Origin of the sequence: Pelomonas aquatica (assembly GCF_026712205.1) — a bacterium.
In the GTDB taxonomy this organism is placed as follows: domain Bacteria; phylum Pseudomonadota; class Gammaproteobacteria; order Burkholderiales; family Burkholderiaceae_C; genus Pelomonas; species Pelomonas aquatica.
In genome coordinates this window covers 1-22,034 of sequence record NZ_JAPPUW010000007.1, presented here as the reverse complement: position 1 = coordinate 22,034, position 22,034 = coordinate 1, and the positions used below count along the sequence as shown (strand labels likewise).

Genomic DNA, 22,034 nt, shown 5'->3' with positions numbered 1-22,034 from the left:
ACGCCGTGTAGCGAGCCCCGGTCGGCCGAACGCGCTATCGCTCGGCATCGGGCGCGCCCTCGGCCGGCAAGGCCTGATCCGCGTTGTAGCTGTACATGCCGATGCGCACGCGGTGGTGCGCCTCGCGCCCGGCACGGTGATCGGCCAGGGCCAGCGCCTCGAGCCGGGCCGCCAGTTCGTCCGCGAGGGCCTGCCAGCGCCTGCCGACGAGGTCCTGCAGCTCGCCCAATGACTCGGACGACAGCGCCTCGGCGTCGACGGCCTGTTCGAGATGCGCAGGCTCCCCGGCGCCCAGATTGGCCAGCGCGGCGGCCAGGTGGTCGCCGACATTGAGGCCCAGCGATTCCAGCGCGCGCGCCTGGCCTTCCTGCCATGCGGAGGCATCGGGCCGCGGAACGACCGTGCGGCTGGCCTCGTCGTGATGGGCCAGGCCCAGGCGGCGCAGCTCGTCGAGCAGGCTGCGCGGGTGGACATCGCGCGTGACCGACTGCGCGAGCGCCTCGAAGCTCGGAGACGGGCCGCTGCGCTTCAGCGGCCGCGGGTTGCCCTGCCTGTCGCGGAGCCTGCGGCTGGCCATCCATTGCGCGAAAACCTGCAGCGCCGGCGAGCCCCGCATCACCGGCGACGGCGCATCGCGCTCGCTGAGGCGCGTGACCTCGCGCCGCGTGAGGCCGGTGGCGGCACTCACGCGGCTGATGTCGCGCACGCCATGCCGACCGTCGTGGGCCGCGCGCGCGGCGTCCACATAGGCGCGCTTGAGCACCTCCTGCGCGGTGCCGAAGTCCAGGCCCCGGTCCAGGCACAGGCGTGCGATCGGGGCCATGAGCCGCGCCAGGGCCTGGATGAACGCCGGAGTGGCGGCATCGCCGTCGTCGATGGGTCGAATGGGAGGCATCACCTTGAACCGTGCGCCGGCCGACCGTGGGTGTCCAGCCGAAAAAAGGCAACGCAATGTATGGGTGGCCCGGGCGCCGCGACAACTGCACACAAAGCAGGCGGCCCAGACATGGGCCCAGCTGCTAGAGTGTAACTGCATAAATGTGCGCGATGCACATTTGTTATCTATTCGCCGGCGACGGCCGCGGCAGCCCCGGCCTCGCTTCGCCCATGTGTGCGGCGGACGCATCCGGTCCGCCCCAAGGAGCCATCATGATTGCTGTAAAAAGGATTCACCGGTCGCTGTGCGGCCTCGGATTTGTCGCCGTTGTCGGCGCACTGTCTCTGACCGCCTGCGGCGGCGGAGGCGGTGGCGGCGATGCGGCCGTGCCGATGGCCAAGAGCAGCTATGCCGTGGGCCGCATCTCGGGCTTCGGCTCGATCGTCATCAACGGCGTGCACTACCAGGAGGGCAAGGCGTCCGTCGTGGACGAGGATGGCGAGGCGCGCAGCGCCGCGGACCTGAAGCTCGGCATGGTCGTCGAGGTCAAGGCCGACGAGATCGGCGAGACCAACAGCGTGAAGAGCGCGACGGCCCAGAACATCATGCTCGCGAGCCTGATCCGCGGCCCGGTCGAGAGCGTCGGCACTGACGGCCTCGTGGTGCTGGGCCAGACGGTCAAGGTGACGAACACCACGGTCTTCGACGAGCAGTTGACCGGCGGTCTGGCGGCGATCAAGGCCGGCAATGTGGTGCGGGTATACGGCACCTTCGAGGCGTCAACGGGCATCTACACGGCCTCGCGCATCGACCTGCAGGACAACCCCCAGTTCTACCGGCTGCGCGGGGCCGTGGCCGCCTACGACGCGACGGCCAAGACCCTGCGCGTCGGCAACGCGACCATCGACGTGTCGGGCGTGACCGTGCCCGACGGCCTGAAGGTCGGCAGCCTCGTGCGTGTGAAGCTGCAGACGACCCAGGTGAAGGGGGCCTGGGTGGCGGTCGGCCTGAAGCTCGGCCTGTTCGAGCCGCAGAACAATGACCACACCGAAGTGGAAGGCGTCATCACCGACTTCACCTCCTCCTCGGTCTTCAGCGTCAACGGCCTGCCCGTCGATGCCAGCAAGGCCGCCTTCCCCGACGGCACGGCAGCCATCGTCAAGGGTGCGCGCGTCGAAGTCGAGGGTGCCATCGTCAACGGCACGCTGGTGGCGACGAAGGTGAAGATCGAGACCGACGACCAGGACGAGCACAACGGCTTCGACGTCGAAGGCGTCATCAGCGCCGTCGACGCGGCCAAGTCCACCTTCGTGGTCCGCGGCGTCACCGTGAGCTATGCGGGCAACGTGAACTTCGTCGGCGGCGCCGCGGCCGATCTGAAGAAGGATGTCAAGGTCGAGGTGCACGGCACGCTGTCGGCCGACCACACCGTGCTGACCGCCACCAGGATCGAGTTCAAGCACTGATCGACCGGCCCGGTCAAGTCGGCCCGTCCTGCGGCGGGCCGTTTTCATTGGCGCCGCTCAGCCCGGGCCGCTGCGCGAGAAGCGCGGCGCCGGCGCGGGCTGCCAGTGGCCGTCCTCGGTCTGCAGGAAGCCGCCGCGCGCCTGCGCATGCGGATGCCGTGGCGCCTCGGCGAGCGTCAGCACCGGCGCGAAGCAGGCATTCGTGCCCTCCAGCAGCGCGCACCATTCGTCGCGGGTCTTCTCGCGGATACGCGCGGCGATGCGCTCGCGCAGCGCCGGCCAGGCTCGATAGTCGTGCTGGGCCGCGGGGTCGACGTCCGCCAGGCCCAGGCGCTGCAGCAGCTCGGCATAGAAGGCCGGCTCGAGTGCGCCGATGGACACGTGGCGGCCGTCGGCGCATTCGAAGCAGTCGTAGAAGGGCGCGCTGTGCAGGAAGAAGTTGCGCTCGGGCGCGTCGTTCCAGCGGCCGGCGGCGCGCAGCGAATGCAGCAGACCGGACAGCAGCCCGACGCCGTCCACCATCGCCGCGTCGATGACCTGGCCGCGGCCGCTGCGCCGGGCCTCCCACAGCGCGGCCATCAGGCCGAAGGCGAGCAGCATCGCGCCGCCGCCCATGTCGCCGATCAGCGTGGCCGGGATGCTGGGCGCGACGCCCGCGCGGCTGGCGACCGACAGCACGCCGGTCAGCGCGACGTAGTTGATGTCGTGGCCGGCGGCCTGGGCCAGCGGCCCGGTCTGGCCCCAGCCCGTCACGCGACCGTAGACGAGGCGCGGGTGGCCGGCCGCGAAGGCCTCCGGCCCGAGGCCCAGCCTCTCCATGACGCCGGGGCGAAAGCCCTCGATCAGCGCGTCCGCGCCGTCGATCAGCGCGCGCGCCTGGCCCAGGCCCTCGGGCGTCTTCAGGTCCAGGCAGACGCGCCGCTTGCCGCGGTCCAGCGCGGTGCCGGTGTCCAGCACCTGGCCGCCAGGGCGCTCGATGACGACGACCTCGGCGCCGTGGTCGGCCAGCAGCATGCCGGCGAGCGGGCAGGGGCCGATGCCGGCCATTTCGACGACGTGGAGACCGGCCAGCGGGCCGGTGGAGGCAGGGGCTTGCATCGGACAATGCTCGCATGAACAAGGCCTTCACCAAGGAATCCGACGCGGCCGACGATGACGACGACGGCCCGTCGCTGCCCGCGCTGCCGGCCGGCACGCGCAACTACATGACGCCGGCCGGCTATGCGCGGCTGCGGGCCGAGTTCATGCAGCTCATCGATGTGGAACGGCCCAGGATGGTCGAGACCGTGTCCTGGGCCGCCAAGAACGGCGACCGCTCGGAGAACGGCGACTACCTCTACGGCAAGAAGCGGCTGCGCGAGATCGACCGGCGGCTGCGCTTCCTGACCAAGCGGCTGGACATCGCCGAGGTCGTCGACCCGAGCGCCCATTTCGGCTCCGAGCAGATCTTCTTCGGTGCGACGGTGACCTATGCCAACGTCAGGGGCGAGGAGCGCACCGTGACGATCAAGGGCATCGACGAGTCCGACAGCCTGGCCGGCGAGGTCAGCTGGATCGCGCCGGTGGCGCGCACGCTGCTGAAGGCGCGCGTGGGTGACGAGCTGCAGCTGGTGACGCCGGTGGGCGTCGAGCGCATCGAGGTCGTCGAGGTCAGCTACCCCGAGCCTAGTTCACCGGCTTGACCCGCCAGACGCGCCGCACGGGTGCCGTGCGCCGCAGCACGCGCAGCACGTCGGCCAGGTGCAGGCGGTCGCGCACGGCGATCAGCAGCGTCATCTCGGCCGTTTCGCGCGTCGGCGCGTCGTCGCTCATCGAGATGTGGGTGATGTCGGCCTCGGCCTGGGCGACGGCCTGGGCCACCTGGGCCAGCACGCCCTTGCCGTTGTTCAGCAGCAGCGCGATGCCGGCCTCGAAGCTGCGCGTCAGTTCCTCGGCCCATTCGACCTGGATCCAGTGCTCGCTGTCGCGCTGGAACAGGCGCCGCCCCACGGCGCATTCGCAGGTGTGCACGATCAGCCCTTCGCCGCGGCCCATATAGCCGCGCACCTCGTCGCCCGGGATGGGGCGGCAGCAGCTCGCCAGCTGCACCGAGGCGCCCTCGCTGCCGTCGATCATCACACTGCCCCGGCCGCCGGCCAGGTTGGCGCTGAAGCGGCCCAGCGTCAGCGCCAGCGCATCGGGTTTCTGGCCCTGCTCGGCCATCAGCCGGGCGAGCTTCTTCGCGATGATGGCGGCGATCTTGCGGCCGGCGCCGATGTCGATCAGCAACTGCTCGGTGCCCGAGCTGCCGGCCCAGGCGGCCAGGTCCCGCCACAGCGGCGCGGCCGGGTCGTCCAGCTCCAGGTTGGGCAGGCCCAGGCCCTCGCCGCGCATGGCCTGGGCCAGCATCTTCTCGCCCAGCTCGCGCGACTCCTCCTGCTCCAGGTCCTTCAGGTAGTGGCGGATCTTGGAGCGCGCGCGCCCGGTGCGCACGAAGCTCAGCCAGGCCGGGTTGGGGCTGGCGCCGGGCGCGGTGATGATCTCGACGATGTCGCCGCTCTTGAGCTCGGCGCGCAGCGGCACGGCCTCGCCGTTGACCTGGGCCGCGACGCAGTGGTCGCCGACGTCGGAGTGGATGGCGTAGGCGAAGTCCACCGGCGTCGCGCCCTTGGGCAGGGCCATGATCTTGGACTTGGGCGTGAAGACGTAGATCGAGTCGGGGAAGAGGTCGATCTTGACGTGCTCCAGGAACTCGTTGGCGTCACGCGTCTCGTCCTGGATGTCGATCAGGCTCTGCAGCCAGCGCGCATTGGCCTGCTGGGCGACCAGCGCCGAGGCCTGCTTGCCGCGGCTCTTGTAGATCCAGTGCGCGGCCACGCCCTGCTCGGCGATCTGGTGCATGCCCTCGGTGCGCAGCTGGAACTCCAGCGGCGTGCCCAGCGGCCCCATCAGCGTCGTGTGCAGGGACTGGTAGCCGTTGTCCTTGGGGTTGGCGATGTAGTCCTTGAAGCGTCCGGCCTGCGGCTTGTAGAGCTGGTGCAGCACGCCCAAGGCGGTGTAGCACTGCAGCGGCTCCTCGGTCAGGATGCGGAAGCCGAAGATGTCGCTGACCTGGGCAAAGCTCAGCAGCCCCTTCTCGCGCATCTTCTTGTAGATGGAGTAGACGGTCTTCTCGCGCCCCTGCACCTCGACGCGCAGGCTGGCCTTGGCGAAGGCGGCGCGGATCTCGCCCTCGATGCGCGAGACCAGGTCGCGCCGGTTGCCACGCGCCTTGCCCACGGCCTTGGACAGCGCCGCGTAGCGCCAGGGGTGGAAATACTGGAAGGACAGGTCCTGCAGCTCGCGGAAGGTCTGGTTCAGGCCCAGGCGATGGGCGATGGGCGCGTAGATGTCGAAGGTCTCGCGCGCGATGCGGCGCGCCTTGTGCGGCGCCATCGCGCCCATGGTGCGCATGTTGTGCAGGCGGTCGGCCAGCTTGACGAGGATGACGCGCAGGTCGCGCGCCATCGCCAGCAGCATCTTGCGGAAGGACTCGGCCTGCGACTCCTCCTTGGTCGAGAACTGCAGCTTGTCCAGCTTGGTCAGGCCGTCGACGAGGTCGGCCGTCGTCGCGTCGAACTTCTCGATCAGCTCGGTCTTGGCGACGCCGCAGTCCTCGACGACGTCGTGCATCAGCGCGGCCATCAGCGCCTGCGCGTCCAGCCGCCATTCGGCGCAGATGCCGGCGACGGCGATCGGGTGGGTGATGTAGGGTTCGCCGGTGGCGCGCTTCTGGCCCAGGTGGGCCTCGTCGGCAAACTTGTAGGCCTCGCGCACGCGCTTGACCTCGGCCTTGCTGAGGTAGCCGAGCTTGGGGAGGAGGGCGTCGAAGGAGGCCGCCTCGGCCGGCGTGGGTGGCGCCGGCTGGCGCAGGCCAGGCAGCGTGAACCAGGCAGTGAGGGAGCGTTGGGCCATGCGCCCGAATTTATCCGATGCCGGAAAGACGACGGGCGCCCGAGGGCGCCCGTTTGGCAAGCAGGGGCGAGGTCTTAGACCGGCACCTTGCGCAGCATCTCGATGCCGACTTCGCCGGCGGCGATCTCGCGCAGCGCGGTCACGCCGGGCTTGTTCTTGCTCTCGATGCGGGCGCTGTGACCCTGGCTCAGCATGCGGGCGCGGTAGGTGGCGGCCAGCACGAGCTGGAAGCGGTTGGGGATCTTGGTCAGGCAGTCTTCGACGGTGATGCGGGCCATGGTGTTCCTGGTGTATTGCGTGATCAGGGCAGATCGAGCGCCTGAAAGACGGCCGAGCGGTTTCGGCGTTGAGCCGCGTATTTTAGCCGCTGCGCGTGCACGATGGTCTTCAGGTCGAAGACGGCCGTGTCGAACACCGCGTTCACGACGACGAAATCGAAGTGCTGGGCCTGGGCCACCTCGATGCGCGCGTTGTTCATGCGCATGGCGATGACCTCGGGCTCGGTGTCGCCGCGGCGGTTCAGGCGCAGGCGCAGCTCGTCCCAGCTCGGCGGCAGGATGAAGATCAGCACCGCATAGGGGAAGAGCTGCTTGATCTGCAGCGCGCCCTGGTAGTCGATCTCCAGCACCACGTCCTCGCCGTGCTGCAGCCTGTCCTCGATGCCGGCGCGCGAGGTGCCGTAGAGGTTGCCGTGCACCTCGGCCCATTCGAAGAAGTCGCCGCGCGCGGCCATCGCGCGGAATTCGTCCGGCGAGACGAACCAGTATTCGCGGCCGTGCTGCTCCTGGCCGCGCGGTGCGCGCGAGGTGTGGGAGACGGAGACGGCGAGGCGGGCGTCGAGCTCCAGCAGGGCCTTGACGAGGCTGGACTTGCCGGCGCCACTGGGCGCCGCGACGACGAAGAGATTGCCGGGGTATTCCATGCGGGTTCTGGGTTGCCCCAAGGCTGCGGCGAGGGGGGCCGAAGTCTAGCAGCGGGCCTCGGCGCGCCCACCCGACAATGCCGACCCCATCCCCATCCCGCCGCCGATGCCGCCCTCGATCGCCGACAGCCTGCGCCGCCATGTCCCGGCCACCACCTTCCAGCGCGGCCAGGCGCTGTGCCGGGCGGGCTGCGTGCTGAATCCCGGCATCGAGCCGCTGGGCGAGCAGCGCTGGCATCTGCACGGCGAGGTGCAGGGCAGCATGCCCCAGCCCTATGAGACCAGCGCGCTGGTCGAGGCGGCGGCCGATGGGGCCGTGCTGCGCTTCGAGGGCGACTGCAGCTGTCCGGTGGGCTTGGACTGCAAGCATGCGGTCGCGTTGGCGCTGCGGCTGGCGGCCCAGTGGCAGGGCGAGGGCCAATCGCCGTCGTCGCTCGCGGCGGCCCGGCTAGCCCGCTGGCTGGACCGTTTCGATGCCGAAGCCGCCGCTGCGCCCGCATCGGGCGATGTGCCTGTGTACCTGCTGAGCGAGATGCCGCGCCGGGCGGGCGAGGCCGCCCGGCTGCAACTGGGCTGGGCGGTGTCGCACCCGCTGAAGCGCGGCGGCTGGGCCAGGCCCAGGGCGCCGGGCTACGACGCCGAATACCGGCTGCGGGCGCTGCAGGCCGGCGCGGCGGGCGACGATGCCGAGTGCGTGCGCCTGATCCGGGCGCTCGGCCAGGGCCACTATGGCTACGTGTCGGCGGCAGGCGGCGCGCTGGCCGGCCAGGCCGGCCTGCTGGCCCTGCAGCTGTGCGCCGGCACCGGGCGGCTCTTCCCGGCCGACCAGCGCGGCGGGATCGCCGGCGGCGCGCTGCGCTGGGGCGCCGCCCGCACGCTGGGCTGGCAATGGCAGCCGGCGGGCGAGGGCGGCTGGGCCTTGCAGCCGACGCTGCCCGACGCCGCGGCGCGGGCCTATGCCGGGCCACCGGCCCTCTACGTTGACCCGCAGGCCGGCGAGTGCGGCCCGCTGCTGGCGCCGGGCATCGCGCCGCAGCGCCTGGCGCTGCTGTTCGAGGCGCCGCCGGTGCCGGCCGCGGCCTTCGCGGCCGCCCAGCCGCGCCTGCTGGAACGCCTGGCGGGGCTGCCGCTGCCGCCGACCGTCGAGGCGCCTTCGGCCTGGCCGCGGGTGCTGCCGGTGGCCCGGCTGCGGCTGGCGCTGCGGCCCCGGCCCGAGCGCGACGCGCGCGGGCTGCTGGTGGCGCAACTGGCCTTCGACTACGGCGGCCTGCGCGGCCACTGGCCGGACGGCGAGGCCGTCAAGCTGGCCGAGCACGAGGGCCGACGCGTGCTGCTGACCCGCGACCTGCCCGCCGAGGCCGCCGCGCAGGCCAGCCTGGCCGCGCTGGGCCTGAGCCCCGAGCCGGCGCCCGCCCATGGCGCAGACACGCCGCAGTGGCTGGCCTGGGCCGCAGAGGGCTGGCGCGCGTTCCGCGAGGCCGGCTTCGAGATCGATGCCGCGCCCGCGCTGGACGAGCTCGTCCACACGGCGGAGCAGGTCGACATCCGCCTCGACGAGCAGGGCGCCGGCGACGCGGCGCCGGGCGCCTCGTGGTTCGACCTGTCGCTGGGGCTGGAGATCGACGGCGTGCGCCACAACGTGCTGCCCTGGCTGCCGGCGCTGCTCGCCCAGCTCAGGCCCGGCGCCGACGGGCCGGAGCTGCCCGAGTGGCTGTGGCGTGAACTGCCCGACGGCCGCTGGCTGCGCCTGCCCGCCGCGCCGCTGCGGCCCTGGCTGGCCGCGCTGCTGGAACTGGTCGGCGAGCGCGGGCTGGCGGTCGACGCGCTGCGCCTGTCGCATGTCGAGGCGCTGCGGCTGGGCGCCTCGCTGGGGGAAGGCGCGCGCTGGGACGGCGCCGACCGGCTGCAGGCGTTGCTGGGCCAGCTGGCCGGCGGCATGCTGCCCGACACCGCGCCGCCCGCGGGCCTGGCCGCCGAGCTGCGCCCCTACCAGCGCCGCGGGCTGGACTGGCTGCAGTTCCTGCGCGCCCAGGGGCTGGGCGGCGTGCTGGCCGACGACATGGGCCTGGGCAAGACGCTGCAGACCCTGGCCCATCTGCTGTGCGAGCAGCAGGCCGGGCGGCTGGACGCGCCCTGCCTGGTCGTCGCGCCGGTCAGCCTGCTGGGCAACTGGCGCCGCGAGGCCGCGCGCTTCGCGCCGGCGCTGCGCACCCGCGTCTGGCATGGCAGCAGCCGCCATGACGGCGATTTCGCGCAGGACTGCGACCTGCTCATCGCCCCCTATTCGCTGCTGCAGCGCGACCGCGAGCGCTGGCTGGCGCAGCGCTGGCACGTGGTCGTGCTGGACGAGGCCCAGCACATCAAGAACGCCAGCACGCAGGCGGCCCAGGTCGTGTCGGCGCTGGACGCCCGCCAGCGCATCGCGCTGTCCGGCACGCCGCTGGAGAACCACCTCGGCGAGCTGTGGAGCCTGTTCCATTTCCTGATGCCCGGCTTCCTCGGCAGCCAGGCGCGCTTCAAGACGCTGTTCCGCACGCCCATCGAGAAGCAGGGCCTGGCCGAGCCGCTGCAGCGGCTGCGCCGCCGCGTGACGCCCTTCATGCTGCGCCGCACCCGCGAGGCCGTGGCCGCCGAGCTGCCGCCGCGCATCGAAAGCACGCTGCCGGTCACGCTGGAGGGCGGGCAGGCCGACCTCTACGAAACCATCCGCCTGGCCACCGAGAGGACGGTGCGCGAGGCGCTGGCCGCGCAGGGCCTGGCGCGCTCGCAGATCCAGGTGCTGGACGCGCTGCTGAAGCTGCGCCAGGCCTGCTGCGACCCGCGGCTCGTGAAGGGCGTGCCGGCCGCCGCCAAGGCCCGGGCGTCGGCCAAGCTGGCGCTGCTGATGGAGCTGCTGTCCGAACTGCTCGCCGAGGGGCGGCGCGTGCTGCTGTTCTCGCAGTTCACCAGCATGCTGGCGCTGATCGAGGCGGAGCTGGCGGCGGCCGGCCTGAGCTGGGCCAAGCTGACCGGGCAGACGCAGAAGCGCGACGCCGCCATCGAACGCTTCACGAGCGGCGCCGTGCCGCTCTTCCTGATCAGCCTGAAGGCCGGCGGCACCGGGCTGAACCTGCCGCAGGCCGACGTCGTCATCCATTACGACCCCTGGTGGAACCCGGCCGTGGAGGCGCAGGCCACCGCGCGCGCCCACCGCATCGGCCAGACGCGCCAGGTGCTGGTCTACCGGCTCGTGGCCGAGGGCACCATCGAGGAGCGCATGCTGGCGCTGCAGGCCCGCAAGGCGGCGCTGGCCCAGGGTCTGCTGGAGGGCGCCGCCGCGCGCGAGCAGCCGCTGTTCACCGAGGACGACCTGACCGAGCTGCTGCGGCCGCTGGGGGCTTTGTGACCGAACGCCGGCCGGCGCGCGCTACTGGCCGCGCTCGATGCTGCACTGGTTCTGGACGCAGGCGGGCCGCGGCTTCGGGGGCAGCCAGCCGGGCGGGCAGCGGCCGGCGCCCTTGCCGTTGGGGTCGGCCGGGATCTTGTCGTAGGCCTCGCGGTAGGCCTTGTTGATCGCGAACGTGGCGCACCAGCCCTGGACCATCACGCACTCGCTGTCGGCGTGGCAGCCGAAATAGTGCGCCGGCAGGGCGCGCCTGAAAGCCGGCAACTCTTCGTCGGCGGGCAGCGGCGCAATGGCCAATGCCGCACCTGCCGCCAGGGCCAGCGTCGCGATCGAACGGGTTGTCGTCATACATCTCCTGCGCCACAAAGGCCCTGCAAGCCTAGTCGCTGAGCGGCGGGCCGATCAAGTCGCCGATCGCTGGGGCGGGTGGTTCGGCCCTCGCAGCGTAGAAGCAAGGCCAAGGCCCGGAAACCCCATTCATTCGCGGGGGGTGTGACCCCTAGCTTTGAACATTGTGTTGCTCTTGGCGGGCGAGCAACATCTGCCGACTTCAGTCGCTGGCCGTGGGCCTGCGAGAGCCGGGCCGTGACGCACTCCGGAGCGGCAGACGGCGATATCCGGCGGACTCTTGTTGCTGCGCAGCCGTGTCGACGGCATGCCCTCGGGGCATCAGGCGCGTGTTCGGGGGGCTTTATGAACACTCGTGATCTCTCTTCCCTGGGGCGGCGTGGGCGCGGCTTCGAGGCACGTCCCAGCGAGCTGTTGCTGGCGCTGGTGCGGCGGGCCCGCTGGCTGTGGCTCGGCTGGCTCGAGGCGCGCTGGAACGCCTTGCGCGGCCTGCTGCGCGCGCGGCGGGCACGCCAGCAGCGCCCCCAGGGCTCGCGCTTCGAGACGCTCGAACCCAAGCTGCTGCTGTCCGGCGACCTGATGCCGCTCCAGTCGTCGTTGGCGGGCGTGCTCGAACGCCAGGTGGACACGCCGGTGGTGCACGGCACGATCTCGCCCGTCGGCATGGCCCACGCGCTGGGCGTGCAGGCGCCGAGCTCGGCGCCCCTGGTGGTCGTCACCGGGCCGGGCAGCGGCAGCGTCGTCGCGCAGGGCGGCGGCTATCTGCTGCAGCTCACCGGCACGACCTCGCTCAGCAGCGTGAGCCTGGTCAGCGGTGCCCAGGTCGCGCTGACCGGCATCAGCGCCGACAGCGCCGTGGGGACGCTGTCGCTCGCCAACGCCGACCTCAGCGGCAACGCGAGCTTTGCCGGCAGCGTCGGCACGCTGACGCTGGGACAGGTCAGCCACGCCAACATCAGCGTCGCCGGCGGGGCGGCGTTCACCCTCAATGCCGGGCAGGTCAGCGACAGCGTGCTGCTGGCGCGCAGCGCCACCGTGGCGCTGAACGTCGCCTCCTGGAGCGCCAGCGCCGCCGGCGCCAGCCGCGTCGAGGCCGCGGCCATCAAGAGCCTGACGACCACCGGCGACATGGCCGCCGACGTCTTCGTGTCGGGGGTCGGCGTCACCGGCTATGCGCTCACCACGGTGCAGGTGGGCGGCGCGATCAGCGGCGGCCTCTGGAGCGTGCACGGGCGCGGCAGCTCGATCACGGCGGGCAGCACCGCCGCGGCCTGGCGCATGAACATCAGCGGGCCGCTGGTGCAGTTGCTGGTCAAGGGCGACGCCTCGGGTGACCTCGCGCTGGCCAGCCTGCAGCTGCTGCAGGTCACGGGCTCGACGCGCGGCCTGCATCTGCTGGTCGGCGCCAACCTGGGCGACGACGCGGCGCTGGGCGGCACGGGCGCCAATGCCGACAGCTTCCAGGCCGGCACGCTCGCGCGGGTGCGGGTCGGCGGCGACATGGTCGACACCTATCTGATCGTCAGCGTCGATCCGGTCAACGGCGTGTTCTTCGACGGCAACGACCGCCAGCTCGGCACCGCGGTGCAGCGTCTCCAGGAGCTCACCGTCAACGGCAAGCTGCTCGGCAGCACCGCGGTGGTGGCGCCGATGTTCCCGACGACGGTGAGCATCGGTGGCCTGAGCGTGAATCCGGCCACGCTGCCGCAGCTCGGCAACCTGCCGCCCGACCGCATCCCGCCGGTGCTGACCAGCTTCGGCCTCGACCCGGCCAGCGACAGCGCGCCGGTGGGCGACGGCCACACGACGATCAACCCGGTCGACCTGATCGGCATGACGGAAGCGGGCGCCGCGCTGACCCTGCGCCGCGCGGGCAGCAGCACGGTGCTGGGCACGGCGGTGGCCGCCGCCGACGGCAGCTTCCGCTTCAGCGGCATCGCGCTCGACCTGGGCGCCAACGCCTTCGTGCTGACGCTCGCCGATGCCGCCGGCAACACGTCGACCGGCAACCTGACCGTCACGCGGGACGCCATTCCCGACACCACGCCGCCGACGCTGAGCGCGGCGCTGGCCAACGACACCGGCGCCTCGGCGTCCGACGGCATCACGTCCGACCCGACCATTTCCGGCAACGCGCATGACGATGTCGGCGTGACGCATCTGCTGGTTGCCCTCGATCCAGGCGCCACGCCCAGCTTCACGGACCTCATCGGCCTGCTGCAGGCCAACGGCAGCTTCACGCTCAGCCGCGCGGCGCTGGATACGCTCGCCGGCGGCAAGCTGGCCGACGGCGCCCATGTCGTGCGCGTGGTGGCCAAGGACGCGGCCGGCAACGCCAGCACGCCTGTAGACATTGCTTTCCGCCTCGACACCCAGGCGCCGGTCGTCGCCAGCTTCGGCCTCGACCCGGCCAGCGACAGCCCGCCGGTGGGCGACGGGCACACGACGATCAACCCGGTCAACCTGGTCGGCATGACGGAAGCCGGCGCCGCGCTGACCCTGCGCCTGTCGGGCAGCAGCACGGTGCTGGGCACGGCGGTGGCCGCCGCCGACGGCAGCTTCCACTTCAGCGGCATCTCGCTCAGCCTGGGCGCCAACGCCTTCGTGCTGACGCTCGCGGACGCGGCCGGCAACACGTCGACCAGCAGCCTGACCCTCACGCGCGACCCCTCCACGGCGGCCGACACCCTGCCGCCGACGCTGAGCGCGGCGCTGGCCCACGACACCGGCATCTCGGCGACCGACGGCATCACGTCCGACCCGACCATCGCCGGCGACGCGCACGACGATGTCGGCGTGACGCATCTGCTGGTCGCCCTCGACCCGGGCGCCACGCCCAGCTTCACGGACCTCGTCGGACTGTTGCAGGCCAACGGCTCGTTCACGCTCAGCCGCGCGGTGCTGGACACGCTCGCCGGCGGCAAGCTGGCCGACGGCGCCCACGTCGTGCGCGTGGTGGCCAAGGATGCCGCCGGCAACGCCAGCACGCCGGTGGACGTCGCCTTCAAGCTGGACACCCAGGCGCCGACCGGCGCCAGCTTCGGCATCGGCGTCATCGACGCGCTGGCCGGCAACGACGCCCAGACAGGCTCGGCCATCGTCACGCTGCAGGGCCTGGCCGAGGCCGGCGCCACCATCACGCTGGCCGCCCAGGGGCTCAGCAGCACGGCCGACGCCAGCGGCAGGTTCCAGCTCCCGGGCGTGGCGCTCGCGCTGGGCGACAACAGCATCACGCTGAGCGTGGCCGACGCGGCTGGCAATGCCCAGACCGTGGCGCGCACGCTCACGCGGGTGGCCACGACGCAGACCGACCCGGTCCTGGAATGGACCAACATCGCGCTGAAGGCGATCCAGTCCGACGCCACCGACCCGCCCGTCGCGACACGGGTGCTGGCGCTGCAGAGCATCTCGGTCTACGACACCCTGGCCGCGATCCAGGGCACGCCGGCCTTCCTGGTCCAGCGCAGCGTCAGCGGCAATGTGGACGCCTATGCGGCGGTCGAGCAGGCCGCCTACCGCGTGCTCTACCAGCTCTACCCGGCGCAGCGCGCCGGCCTGGATGCAGGCCTCGCCGCCGACCTGGCCAAGATCACCGATGGCGCCGCCAAGACGGCCGGCATCGCGCTGGGCGACGGCATTGCAAGGGCCGTGATCGCGCTGCGCGCGAACGACGGCTACCTGACGCTGGTCAACATCGACGGCAGCAGTGCCCTCGGTGCCTGGCGCCCGACGGGGCCGGGCTTCGCCGTGGCCCAGGATCCCCAATGGGGTGCGGTGACGCCGTTCGCGCTGACCTCCGGCAGCGAGTTCCGCGCGCCGGCGCCGCCGGCGCTGACTTCGCCGGAGTACGCCGCGGCAATCAACCAGGTGCAGAGCCTGGGGCGCGCCACCAACAGTACGCGCACCGCCGACCAGACCCAGCAGGCGCTGTTCTGGGCTGACGGCGGCGGCAGCTACACGCCGCCGGGCCACTGGGACGCCATCGCCACCCAGATCGCGGCGGCCAAGGGCAATTCGCTGTCCGCCAATGCGCGGCTGATGGCCCAGCTCAACGTCGCGCTGGCCGATGCCGCGATCGCCGCCTGGGACACCAAGTACACCTACGACTTCTGGCGCCCGGTCACCGCCATCCAGAACGCCGACCTGGACAACAACGCGGCGACCACGGTCGACCCGAACTGGACCTCCTTCCTCATCACGCCGCCGCACCCGAGCTATGTCTCGGGCCACAGCACCTTCAGCGCCGCCGCGGCCGGCATCCTGGCCGCCACCTTCGGCGACAACACCGCCTTCAGCACCACCTCGCCCACGCTGCCCGGCGTGACGCGCAGCTTCGCCAGCTTCAGCCAGGCCGCCGACGAGGCCGGCATGAGCCGCATCTACGGCGGCATCCACACCAGCCTGGACAACAACGCCGGCAAGCTCATCGGCGCCGAGGTGGCACAGGCCGTGCTGGCCAGGTTCGCGCTGACCCAGGACAAGCAGCCGCCCAAGATCCTGCTCGGCGCGACGCCGGCGGCGACGCATACAAACCCGGTGATCAGCGGCCAGGTGATCGACAATCTGTCGGGCGTCGCCGGCGCCCAGATCAGCGTGGACGGCGGTGCGCCGCAGAGCCTGACGCTGGATGCCAACGGCAGCTTCAGCTTCAGCCCCGGCTTCGCGCTGGACGGCAGCGCCGACGGTGGCCACACGCTGGCCATCGTCGCGACGGACAAGGCCGGCAACGTCAGCGCGCCCACCACCATCAGCCTGACCCTCGACACCAAGGCGCCGGCCCTGGTGCTGTCCAGCATCGCCGACGGCGCCAGCCTGGTCGCCGGCAGCCGCCTGAGCGGCAGCGCCGACGGCACCGGCAGCAGCCTGACGCTGCTGAACTACAGCATCGACGGCGGCAGCAGCACCGCGATTGCGTTCACGCCCGGCACCGGGGCCTTCGACCAGGCGCTGAACCTGGCCAACCTCGGCGTCGGCAACCACACGCTGACCCTCTCCGCCAGCGACGCCGCCGGCAACAGCGCCACGCTGACGCGCCAGGTGAAGGTCAACTCGCTGCCGCTGCTGACCGTCGCCAGCCTGAGCCCGACCGACGGCAGCACCGACGTCGGCTCCACCTACCGGCCCAAGCTCGTCTTCAGCCGCGCGGTCAATACCGCCACGCTGACGAGCGACAGCTTCTATGCCACCGGACCGGACGGCAGCAAGATCGCTGCCAGCATCGTGCCCGCCGCTGACGGCAGCTACGCCTGGCTGTTCTTCACCGCGCCGCTGCCCGGCGGTGCGCGCATCACCATCCATGTCGTGGGCGCGTCGATCCGCGGCGCCAGCGACGGCAGCTTCCTCGACGCCGCCGGCAGCGGCCTGGCGGGCAGCAGCCTGACGACCAGCTTCACGACCGTCAGCCTGGCGTCGGTGCTCGGCACCAAGCTGGTCGGCCGCGTCGTCGACCCCGGCCCCGACCTGGTGCCCGGCACCTTCGACGATGTGCGCCGCGGCCCCGACGGCATCCTGCACACCGCCGACGACGTCTACCTGAACCCGATCGCGAACGCCAAGGTCACGATCCTGGGCACCGGCCAGGTCGTCTACACCGACGCGACCGGCTACTTCGAGTTCGACAACGCGCCCACCGGCGACGTGAAGCTGGCGGTCGACGGCCGCACCGCGACCAACCCGCCCACCGGCGTGTTCTGGCCCGAGATGGTGATGGACCTCACGTTGCGTGCGGGCATCACCAACACGGCCATGGGCAGCATGGGCAGCCTGGCCGTGCAGCAGGCCAATTCCTGGGACATGGCGGTCTACCTGCCGCGCGTGCCCGTGAGCACGCTGCAGACGGTGGCCGCCGACGTGCCCACCGTCATCACGACGCCGCAGGTCGCGGCGCCCAAGCTGACGGACGAACAGCGCAATTCGCTCACGCTGACGGTGCAGCCCGGCTCGGCCGTGGGCAACGACGGCCAGCCGCTGGGCAATGTCCAGATCGGCATGGCCACGGTGCCGCCCGAACTGGTCAAGGACATGCTGCCGGCCGGCGTGGCCGAGCACAGCTTCGACATCACGATCCAGGCGCCCGGCGTGGCCGTGTTCACGAAGCCGGTCCAGATCACCTTCCCGAACGTCTTCAACGCCGCGCCCGGCACGCAGCTCGACGTGCTGAGCTTCGACCACACGACCGGCCGGCTCGTCATCAATGGCACCGCCACCGTGTCGGCGGACGGCAAGACCGTCGTGTCCGACCCCGGCTCGGGCATCGTCGCCCCGGGCTGGCACGGCCTCACGCCTCCGGGCGCGCCCAGCGACCCGCCGTGCCCGCCGGCCACGCACGACATCGACGTCACGCCGGTGCTGCAGACCTCGGGCATCCAGGATTACTTCTTCCCCAAGGACTCGGGGACGATGAATCTCTCGTTCGCCAACAACGCCGCCAAGCTCGACCCCAACAGCGACGCCTGCAGCACGACCAATGTCCACGCCACCCCCTTGCTGGTCGAAGTCACGCTGGACGACGCGTCGGCGGGCCAGTTCCTGGACGGCGTGCACCAGCAGACCTTCTCGCTCGAACCGCAGCAGGTCGGCAACATCAACGGCACCGTGCATGCGCTGCTGGGCCAGATCAGCACCTACTCGGCCGACCGGCTCTACGGGCTGAAGATCCACATGCACACGCATTGGGTCGACAAGAACGGCGTCGACCACAACCTCGACGGCCAGATGCCGGCGACCGACATCTATGCCTACCGCTTCCTGGACATTGCCGACAACCGGCATGAAGACGGCAAGATTGACTTCCCGCGCATCGCCGCGGGCGTCGGCTTCACGCAGAAGGACGGCCTGACCTATTACGGCGACCCGGCCGCCAAGCCGCAGAACATCGCCGTGGGCACCGGCACCAATTTCTCGGTGGCCGGCGACCAGATCCAGTTCACGCCGACCACGACCGGCACGCTGAACGACCTGCTGACGATCACCGCGCCCGACGCCAAGGACGTGGGCAAGATCAACCTGTCGGGCGTGGGCCTGGCGCTGCAGAACGTCTTCTTCTCGCAGTCCGAGTTCAGCGCCCGCATCGCTGCCGTCGTCGACGCCAGCCCGGTGGTGGCGGGCACGCAGCGCCTGGTCGACATGTTCCCCGATACCGACGGCGACGGCAGCCGCACGACGGGCGTCGACAAGCCCTTCTTCGACGCGACGGTGGCGCAGCTGTTCAACGACATCACCGTCCAGTTCTACGTGACGATGCTCGGCGTGGACCCGGCATCGCTGTCGACGCTGACGCTGGTCAACGGCACGCCGGGCACCGGCGACAAGGTCAACCTGCGCAATGTCGCGATCGGCGGGGCGCCCTACACGGGCAGTGCCGCCGCGGTCTGGGCCGACTTCGGCATCGACTACTTCCTGAGTTCCATCGTTCCCAACGAAGCGAACATGTCCAAGCCGCAGATCCAGTATCTGTTCGACGGCCTGTTCAACCGCTCGGTGAGCGACAACTCCGGCAGCGCCTTCGTGCCGGGCGGCAGCGGCCTCATCGTCAATGTCGACAAGATGGTGGCCGGCGCCGCGGGCGCCGCGGGTGCCGGCGCGGCGGCCTTCCGCTCGACGCTGGTGAACCAGTTCGCGTCGACCATCGGCCACGAATTCGGCCACCTGCTGGGCGCCATCCACCAGCGCACCAACACCGCCCCCTATTCGTCCAACTACCTGATGGGCCTGGGCACGCTGCTGACGACCATCCCGGCCATCGGCCCCGACTTCATCGGTGTCTTCAAGGCCGGCCTGGGCATCCCGTCCACCGTCGCCGAATTCCAGGCCGCCTACAACTACTACAAGCTGCAGGCGAATAACGACTACACGGTCGCCGGGCAGGCCTACGCCTTCAACAACGGCGGCAACCCGGTCCCCGGCCCGGGCCACCTGATCGACGAGGGCGACCTGCCGGCCTATCTGGCCGTCGTCGACGGGCCGGCCGACAACCGCCAGCCGCCCAATGTCGTGGGCAGCCTGGACTTCGGTACCGTGAACGCCGACGGCCCCGGTGGCGCGCTGGCCTCGAAGACGGTCTGGCTGTTCAACACCGGCAATCACCCCCTGCACCTGAGCTCGGTCGATGTCCAGGGCAACGCCGGCTTCTCGGTCAGCGGCTTCTCGGGGCCGCTGGATCTTGCCGCCTTCGACCCCAACAACCCCGCGGCGTCGCGCCTCGCGGTCACCGTCACCTTCGACCCCAGCGCGCTGGGCAGCGCCAGCGCCAAGCTGCACATCGTCAGCAACAGCAGCGGCGGGGCCAGCACCGACATCCCGCTCGCCGGCAAGGCGGTCTCGCCCTATGGCCATCTGGCCGTCAGCGTGCCCAACAACAATGTCGGCGGCACCAAGGTCGGCAGCACCGGCGCGGTGGCGAATTTCGGCACCCTCACCAACGACGGCACGCAGCCGCTGAGCATCACGCAGGCGCTGTCGAATTCGCCCGATTTCGCGGTCACCGGGGCGCTCGCCGGCGTCTCGGCGGCCACGCCGCTGGTACTCGCCCCGGGGGCCAGCGTGCAGTTCGGCGTCACGTTCACGCCCGCCAAGATCAGCCTCGACCGCGCCGCGATCACGATCAGCAGCAACGACCCGACCCAGGCCACGTTCACGCAGGCGCTGGTCGGCACCGGCCTGGCGGCCCAGGGCACCGCGCTGCACTACGGCAACGACTACATCGAGCTGGACCAGCCCAATTCGCCCAACCTGCCGCCGCTGCGCATGGTCAGCGGGCCGGACGGCCAGTGGAGTTTCTTCCTGCCGCCGTCCACGCCGGTCCACTACACCATCTTCGACCCGGTCAGCGGCCTGGTCGCCGAGGCCTGGGACACGACGGCGCCGAGCGGCAAGACGACGATGTTCACGCAGGCCAACTTCCGGGCCAGCACGGCCCCGGACACCAATGGCAACGGCCTGCCCGACAACATCAAGTTCGCGATCGGCACCAACCCGAACTCGCAGGACACGAACCACGACGGCATCAGCGACTTCGACTCGATCCGCCTGGGCATCAACCCGCTGGGCAGCCTGGGCGCGCCGACCGGCGTGCTGTCTTCGGCCGCGCTGACGGGCAGCGCCGAGGCGGTGGCGGTGTCCGCCGCCGTCGCCGACCCGAGCCATCTCACGGCCTATGTCGCCACCGGCAGCCGCGGCCTGTCGGTCGTCGACGTGACCAACTTCACCAAGCCCGCCGTGCTGGCCGAAATCAGCCTGCCCGGCAACAACGTCGACATCGCCGTCGATGGCGTGCGCGGCGTGGCGGCGGTGGCGGGTGGCGACGCGGGCCTGAGCCTGGTCGACATCAGCAAGCCGGCCGCACCGGTGTTGATGCAGACGGTGGCCTTCGGCGTGCCCGTGAACGCCGTGCAGGTGCGCGATGGCATCGCCTTCGTCGCCACCGGCAACGACCTGGCCGTGGTCAACCTGCTGACCGGCGACCTGCTGCAGAGCGTCAACCTGACGACGCTCGGCGGCTCCACCGTCACCAGCCTGAGCATCGACGGCAGCACGCTGTACTCGGTCGACGCCTCGCACACGCTGCGCAGCTTCGCCATCAGCGGCAGCCAGCTCACCGTGCTCGGCTCGCTCGCGCTGCCGGCCGGTGGTGGCCGCCTGTTCGTCGGCAACGGCGTCGCCTACATCGGCGCCAGCAATGGCGGCACGGGCGGCTTCGCCACCGCCGACGTCTCCAACCCGGCGGCGATGACGGTGCTGTCGGGCGTCAAGCTCAATTCGATCGGCGGCACGTCGGTCGTGCCCAATGGTTCCGGCCTTGCCGTCGCCGTGGGCAGCAGCAGCTTCGTGTTCGGCGGCTTCAAGGCGCTCGACCTGATGAATGTGTCGGACCCGACGAACACCGGCACCCTGGTCACGCGCTACAACCTGCCGGCCGTGCCGCGCGATGTCGTCATCGCCAACGGCCTGGCCTTCGTCGCCGACAGCACTGGCGGCCTGCAGATCGTCAACTACGTCGCCTTCGATGCCAAGGGCGTGCCGCCCCAGGTGGTGTCGCTCCAGGTCGACGCCAAGGATGCCGACCCCGGCACGCCCGGCGTGCAGGTCCTGGAAGGCCGCAGCTTCACCGTGCGCCCGACCGTCGCCGACGACGTCCAGGTGCGCAATGTCGAGCTGCTGGTCGACGGCGTGGTCGTGGCCGACGCCCCCGCGTTCCCCTTCGTCTTCACCGCGCAGACGCCGACCATCGCGGCCGGCGGCAACAAGCTGTCCGTGCAGGTGCGCGTCACCGACACCGGCGGCAACAGCACGCTCAGCGCGCCGGTCGTCTTCGATGTCGTCAAGGACACCTTCCCGCCCGTGCTGCAGAGCGTGAGCGTCGACGAGGGCGCGCGGCGCTTCTTCGTCAAGTCGGTGGACTTCTCCTTCGACGAGCCGCTCGACACGAGCCGGCTCACGACCGCGGCGATCTCCCTGGTCCGCCCCGGCCCCGACGGCGTCTTCGGCACGGCCGACGACGTCAGCGTGCCGGTCTCGCTCAACTTCCGCTCCCTGGGCCAGGTCTTCTCGGTCCTGCCCGGCGGCTATCTGCCGCCCGGGGACTACCAGCTCACCGTCAAGGGCTCTGCGATCAGCGACAAGGCCGGCAACATCCTCGGCACCGACCTCGTCCGCCACTTCACGATCCGCCCGGCGAGCGACGTGCGTGCGACCAGCGGCGCCGCCGCCGTGGCCACCGCGCCCTCGGCCAACCCGGGCCAGCAGATCGGCATCTCGGTGCCCTTCGACCCGAGCACCGCGAAGGCCAACTTCCAGACCATCGACGCCAACGGCGTCGTCGGCAGCGTCGTCGTCGGCGTCTTCCGTTTCGATGCTGCGCGCGGCATCGCCTACTTCAACGTGCCGCTGAACGCCTACACGGGCGACTGCGTCGTCTATGGCCAGGTCGGCTCGACCATCACCAATTTCGCCGATGGCACCTTCCCGCTGCAGATTGTTCCGATCGTGACGGGGCTGAGCGTGCAGTCGGTGTCGTCGGACGGGACGAGCGCGACGGTGGTGCTGTACGGGCGCGGGTTCGTGGAAGGCAACAACAGCCTGTACCGGCTGGGCACGACCAGCGTG

10 protein-coding genes are annotated in these 22,034 nt (G+C 71.2%); 4 read left to right on the top strand and 6 right to left on the bottom strand.

Annotation, left to right across the window (positions count from 1 at the left end):
- Window positions 1-34: 34 nt before the first annotated feature.
- Window positions 35-895 carry a DUF6502 family protein gene (locus NYP07_RS08815; RefSeq protein ID WP_268149480.1) on the bottom strand — a complete coding sequence of 287 codons (861 nt, stop codon included), beginning with the start codon at window positions 893-895 and terminating at the stop codon, window positions 35-37.
- Between the two features lie 374 nt (window positions 896-1,269).
- Between NYP07_RS08815 and NYP07_RS08810 the strand changes: the two genes are divergently transcribed.
- Entirely contained in the window at window positions 1,270-2,343 is a 1,074-nt protein-coding gene (locus tag NYP07_RS08810; protein WP_268149873.1) for a DUF5666 domain-containing protein, read from the top strand.
- 57 nt (window positions 2,344-2,400) lie between these two features.
- Here NYP07_RS08810 and NYP07_RS08805 read toward each other — a convergent pair whose 3' ends face one another.
- Entirely contained in the window at window positions 2,401-3,441 is a 1,041-nt protein-coding gene (locus tag NYP07_RS08805) for a CaiB/BaiF CoA transferase family protein (protein ID WP_268149478.1), read from the bottom strand.
- Between the two features lie 14 nt (window positions 3,442-3,455).
- On the opposite strand from NYP07_RS08805, the gene greB reads away from it, so the two are divergent.
- Window positions 3,456-4,025, top strand: coding sequence for a transcription elongation factor GreB (gene greB, locus NYP07_RS08800; protein WP_268149476.1), 570 nt, complete (start codon window positions 3,456-3,458; stop codon window positions 4,023-4,025).
- Here greB and NYP07_RS08795 read toward each other — a convergent pair.
- The 3 genes from NYP07_RS08795 to gmk form a co-directional block, all read right to left on the bottom strand.
- Entirely contained in the window at window positions 4,009-6,276 is a 2,268-nt protein-coding gene (locus NYP07_RS08795; protein ID WP_268149474.1) for a RelA/SpoT family protein, read from the bottom strand. The two genes, greB and NYP07_RS08795, sit on opposite strands and share 17 nt — an antisense overlap.
- 74 nt (window positions 6,277-6,350) lie before the next feature.
- Window positions 6,351-6,554: a DNA-directed RNA polymerase subunit omega gene (gene rpoZ, locus NYP07_RS08790; RefSeq protein ID WP_056264690.1), complete on the bottom strand. Its 204-nt coding sequence runs from the start codon at window positions 6,552-6,554 to the stop codon at window positions 6,351-6,353.
- A 23-nt stretch (window positions 6,555-6,577) separates the two neighbouring features.
- The gene (gmk, locus tag NYP07_RS08785) at window positions 6,578-7,198 is read right to left on the bottom strand and encodes a guanylate kinase (protein WP_268149466.1); all 621 of its coding nucleotides are present in this window, start codon (window positions 7,196-7,198) and stop codon (window positions 6,578-6,580) included.
- A 106-nt stretch (window positions 7,199-7,304) separates the two neighbouring features.
- Between gmk and NYP07_RS08780 the strand changes: the two genes are divergently transcribed.
- Window positions 7,305-10,583, top strand: coding sequence for a DEAD/DEAH box helicase (locus tag NYP07_RS08780; RefSeq protein ID WP_268149464.1), 3,279 nt, complete (start codon window positions 7,305-7,307; stop codon window positions 10,581-10,583).
- Between the two features lie 21 nt (window positions 10,584-10,604).
- On the opposite strand, the gene NYP07_RS08775 is transcribed toward NYP07_RS08780, so the two are convergent.
- On the bottom strand, window positions 10,605-10,931 hold the full coding sequence (locus tag NYP07_RS08775; RefSeq protein WP_268149462.1) for a hypothetical protein: 327 nt from the start codon (window positions 10,929-10,931) through the stop codon (window positions 10,605-10,607).
- Between the two features lie 345 nt (window positions 10,932-11,276).
- Between NYP07_RS08775 and NYP07_RS08770 the strand changes: the two genes are divergently transcribed.
- The coding region (locus tag NYP07_RS08770; protein WP_268149461.1) for an Ig-like domain-containing protein at window positions 11,277-22,034 on the top strand (10,758 nt) is incomplete at its 3' end.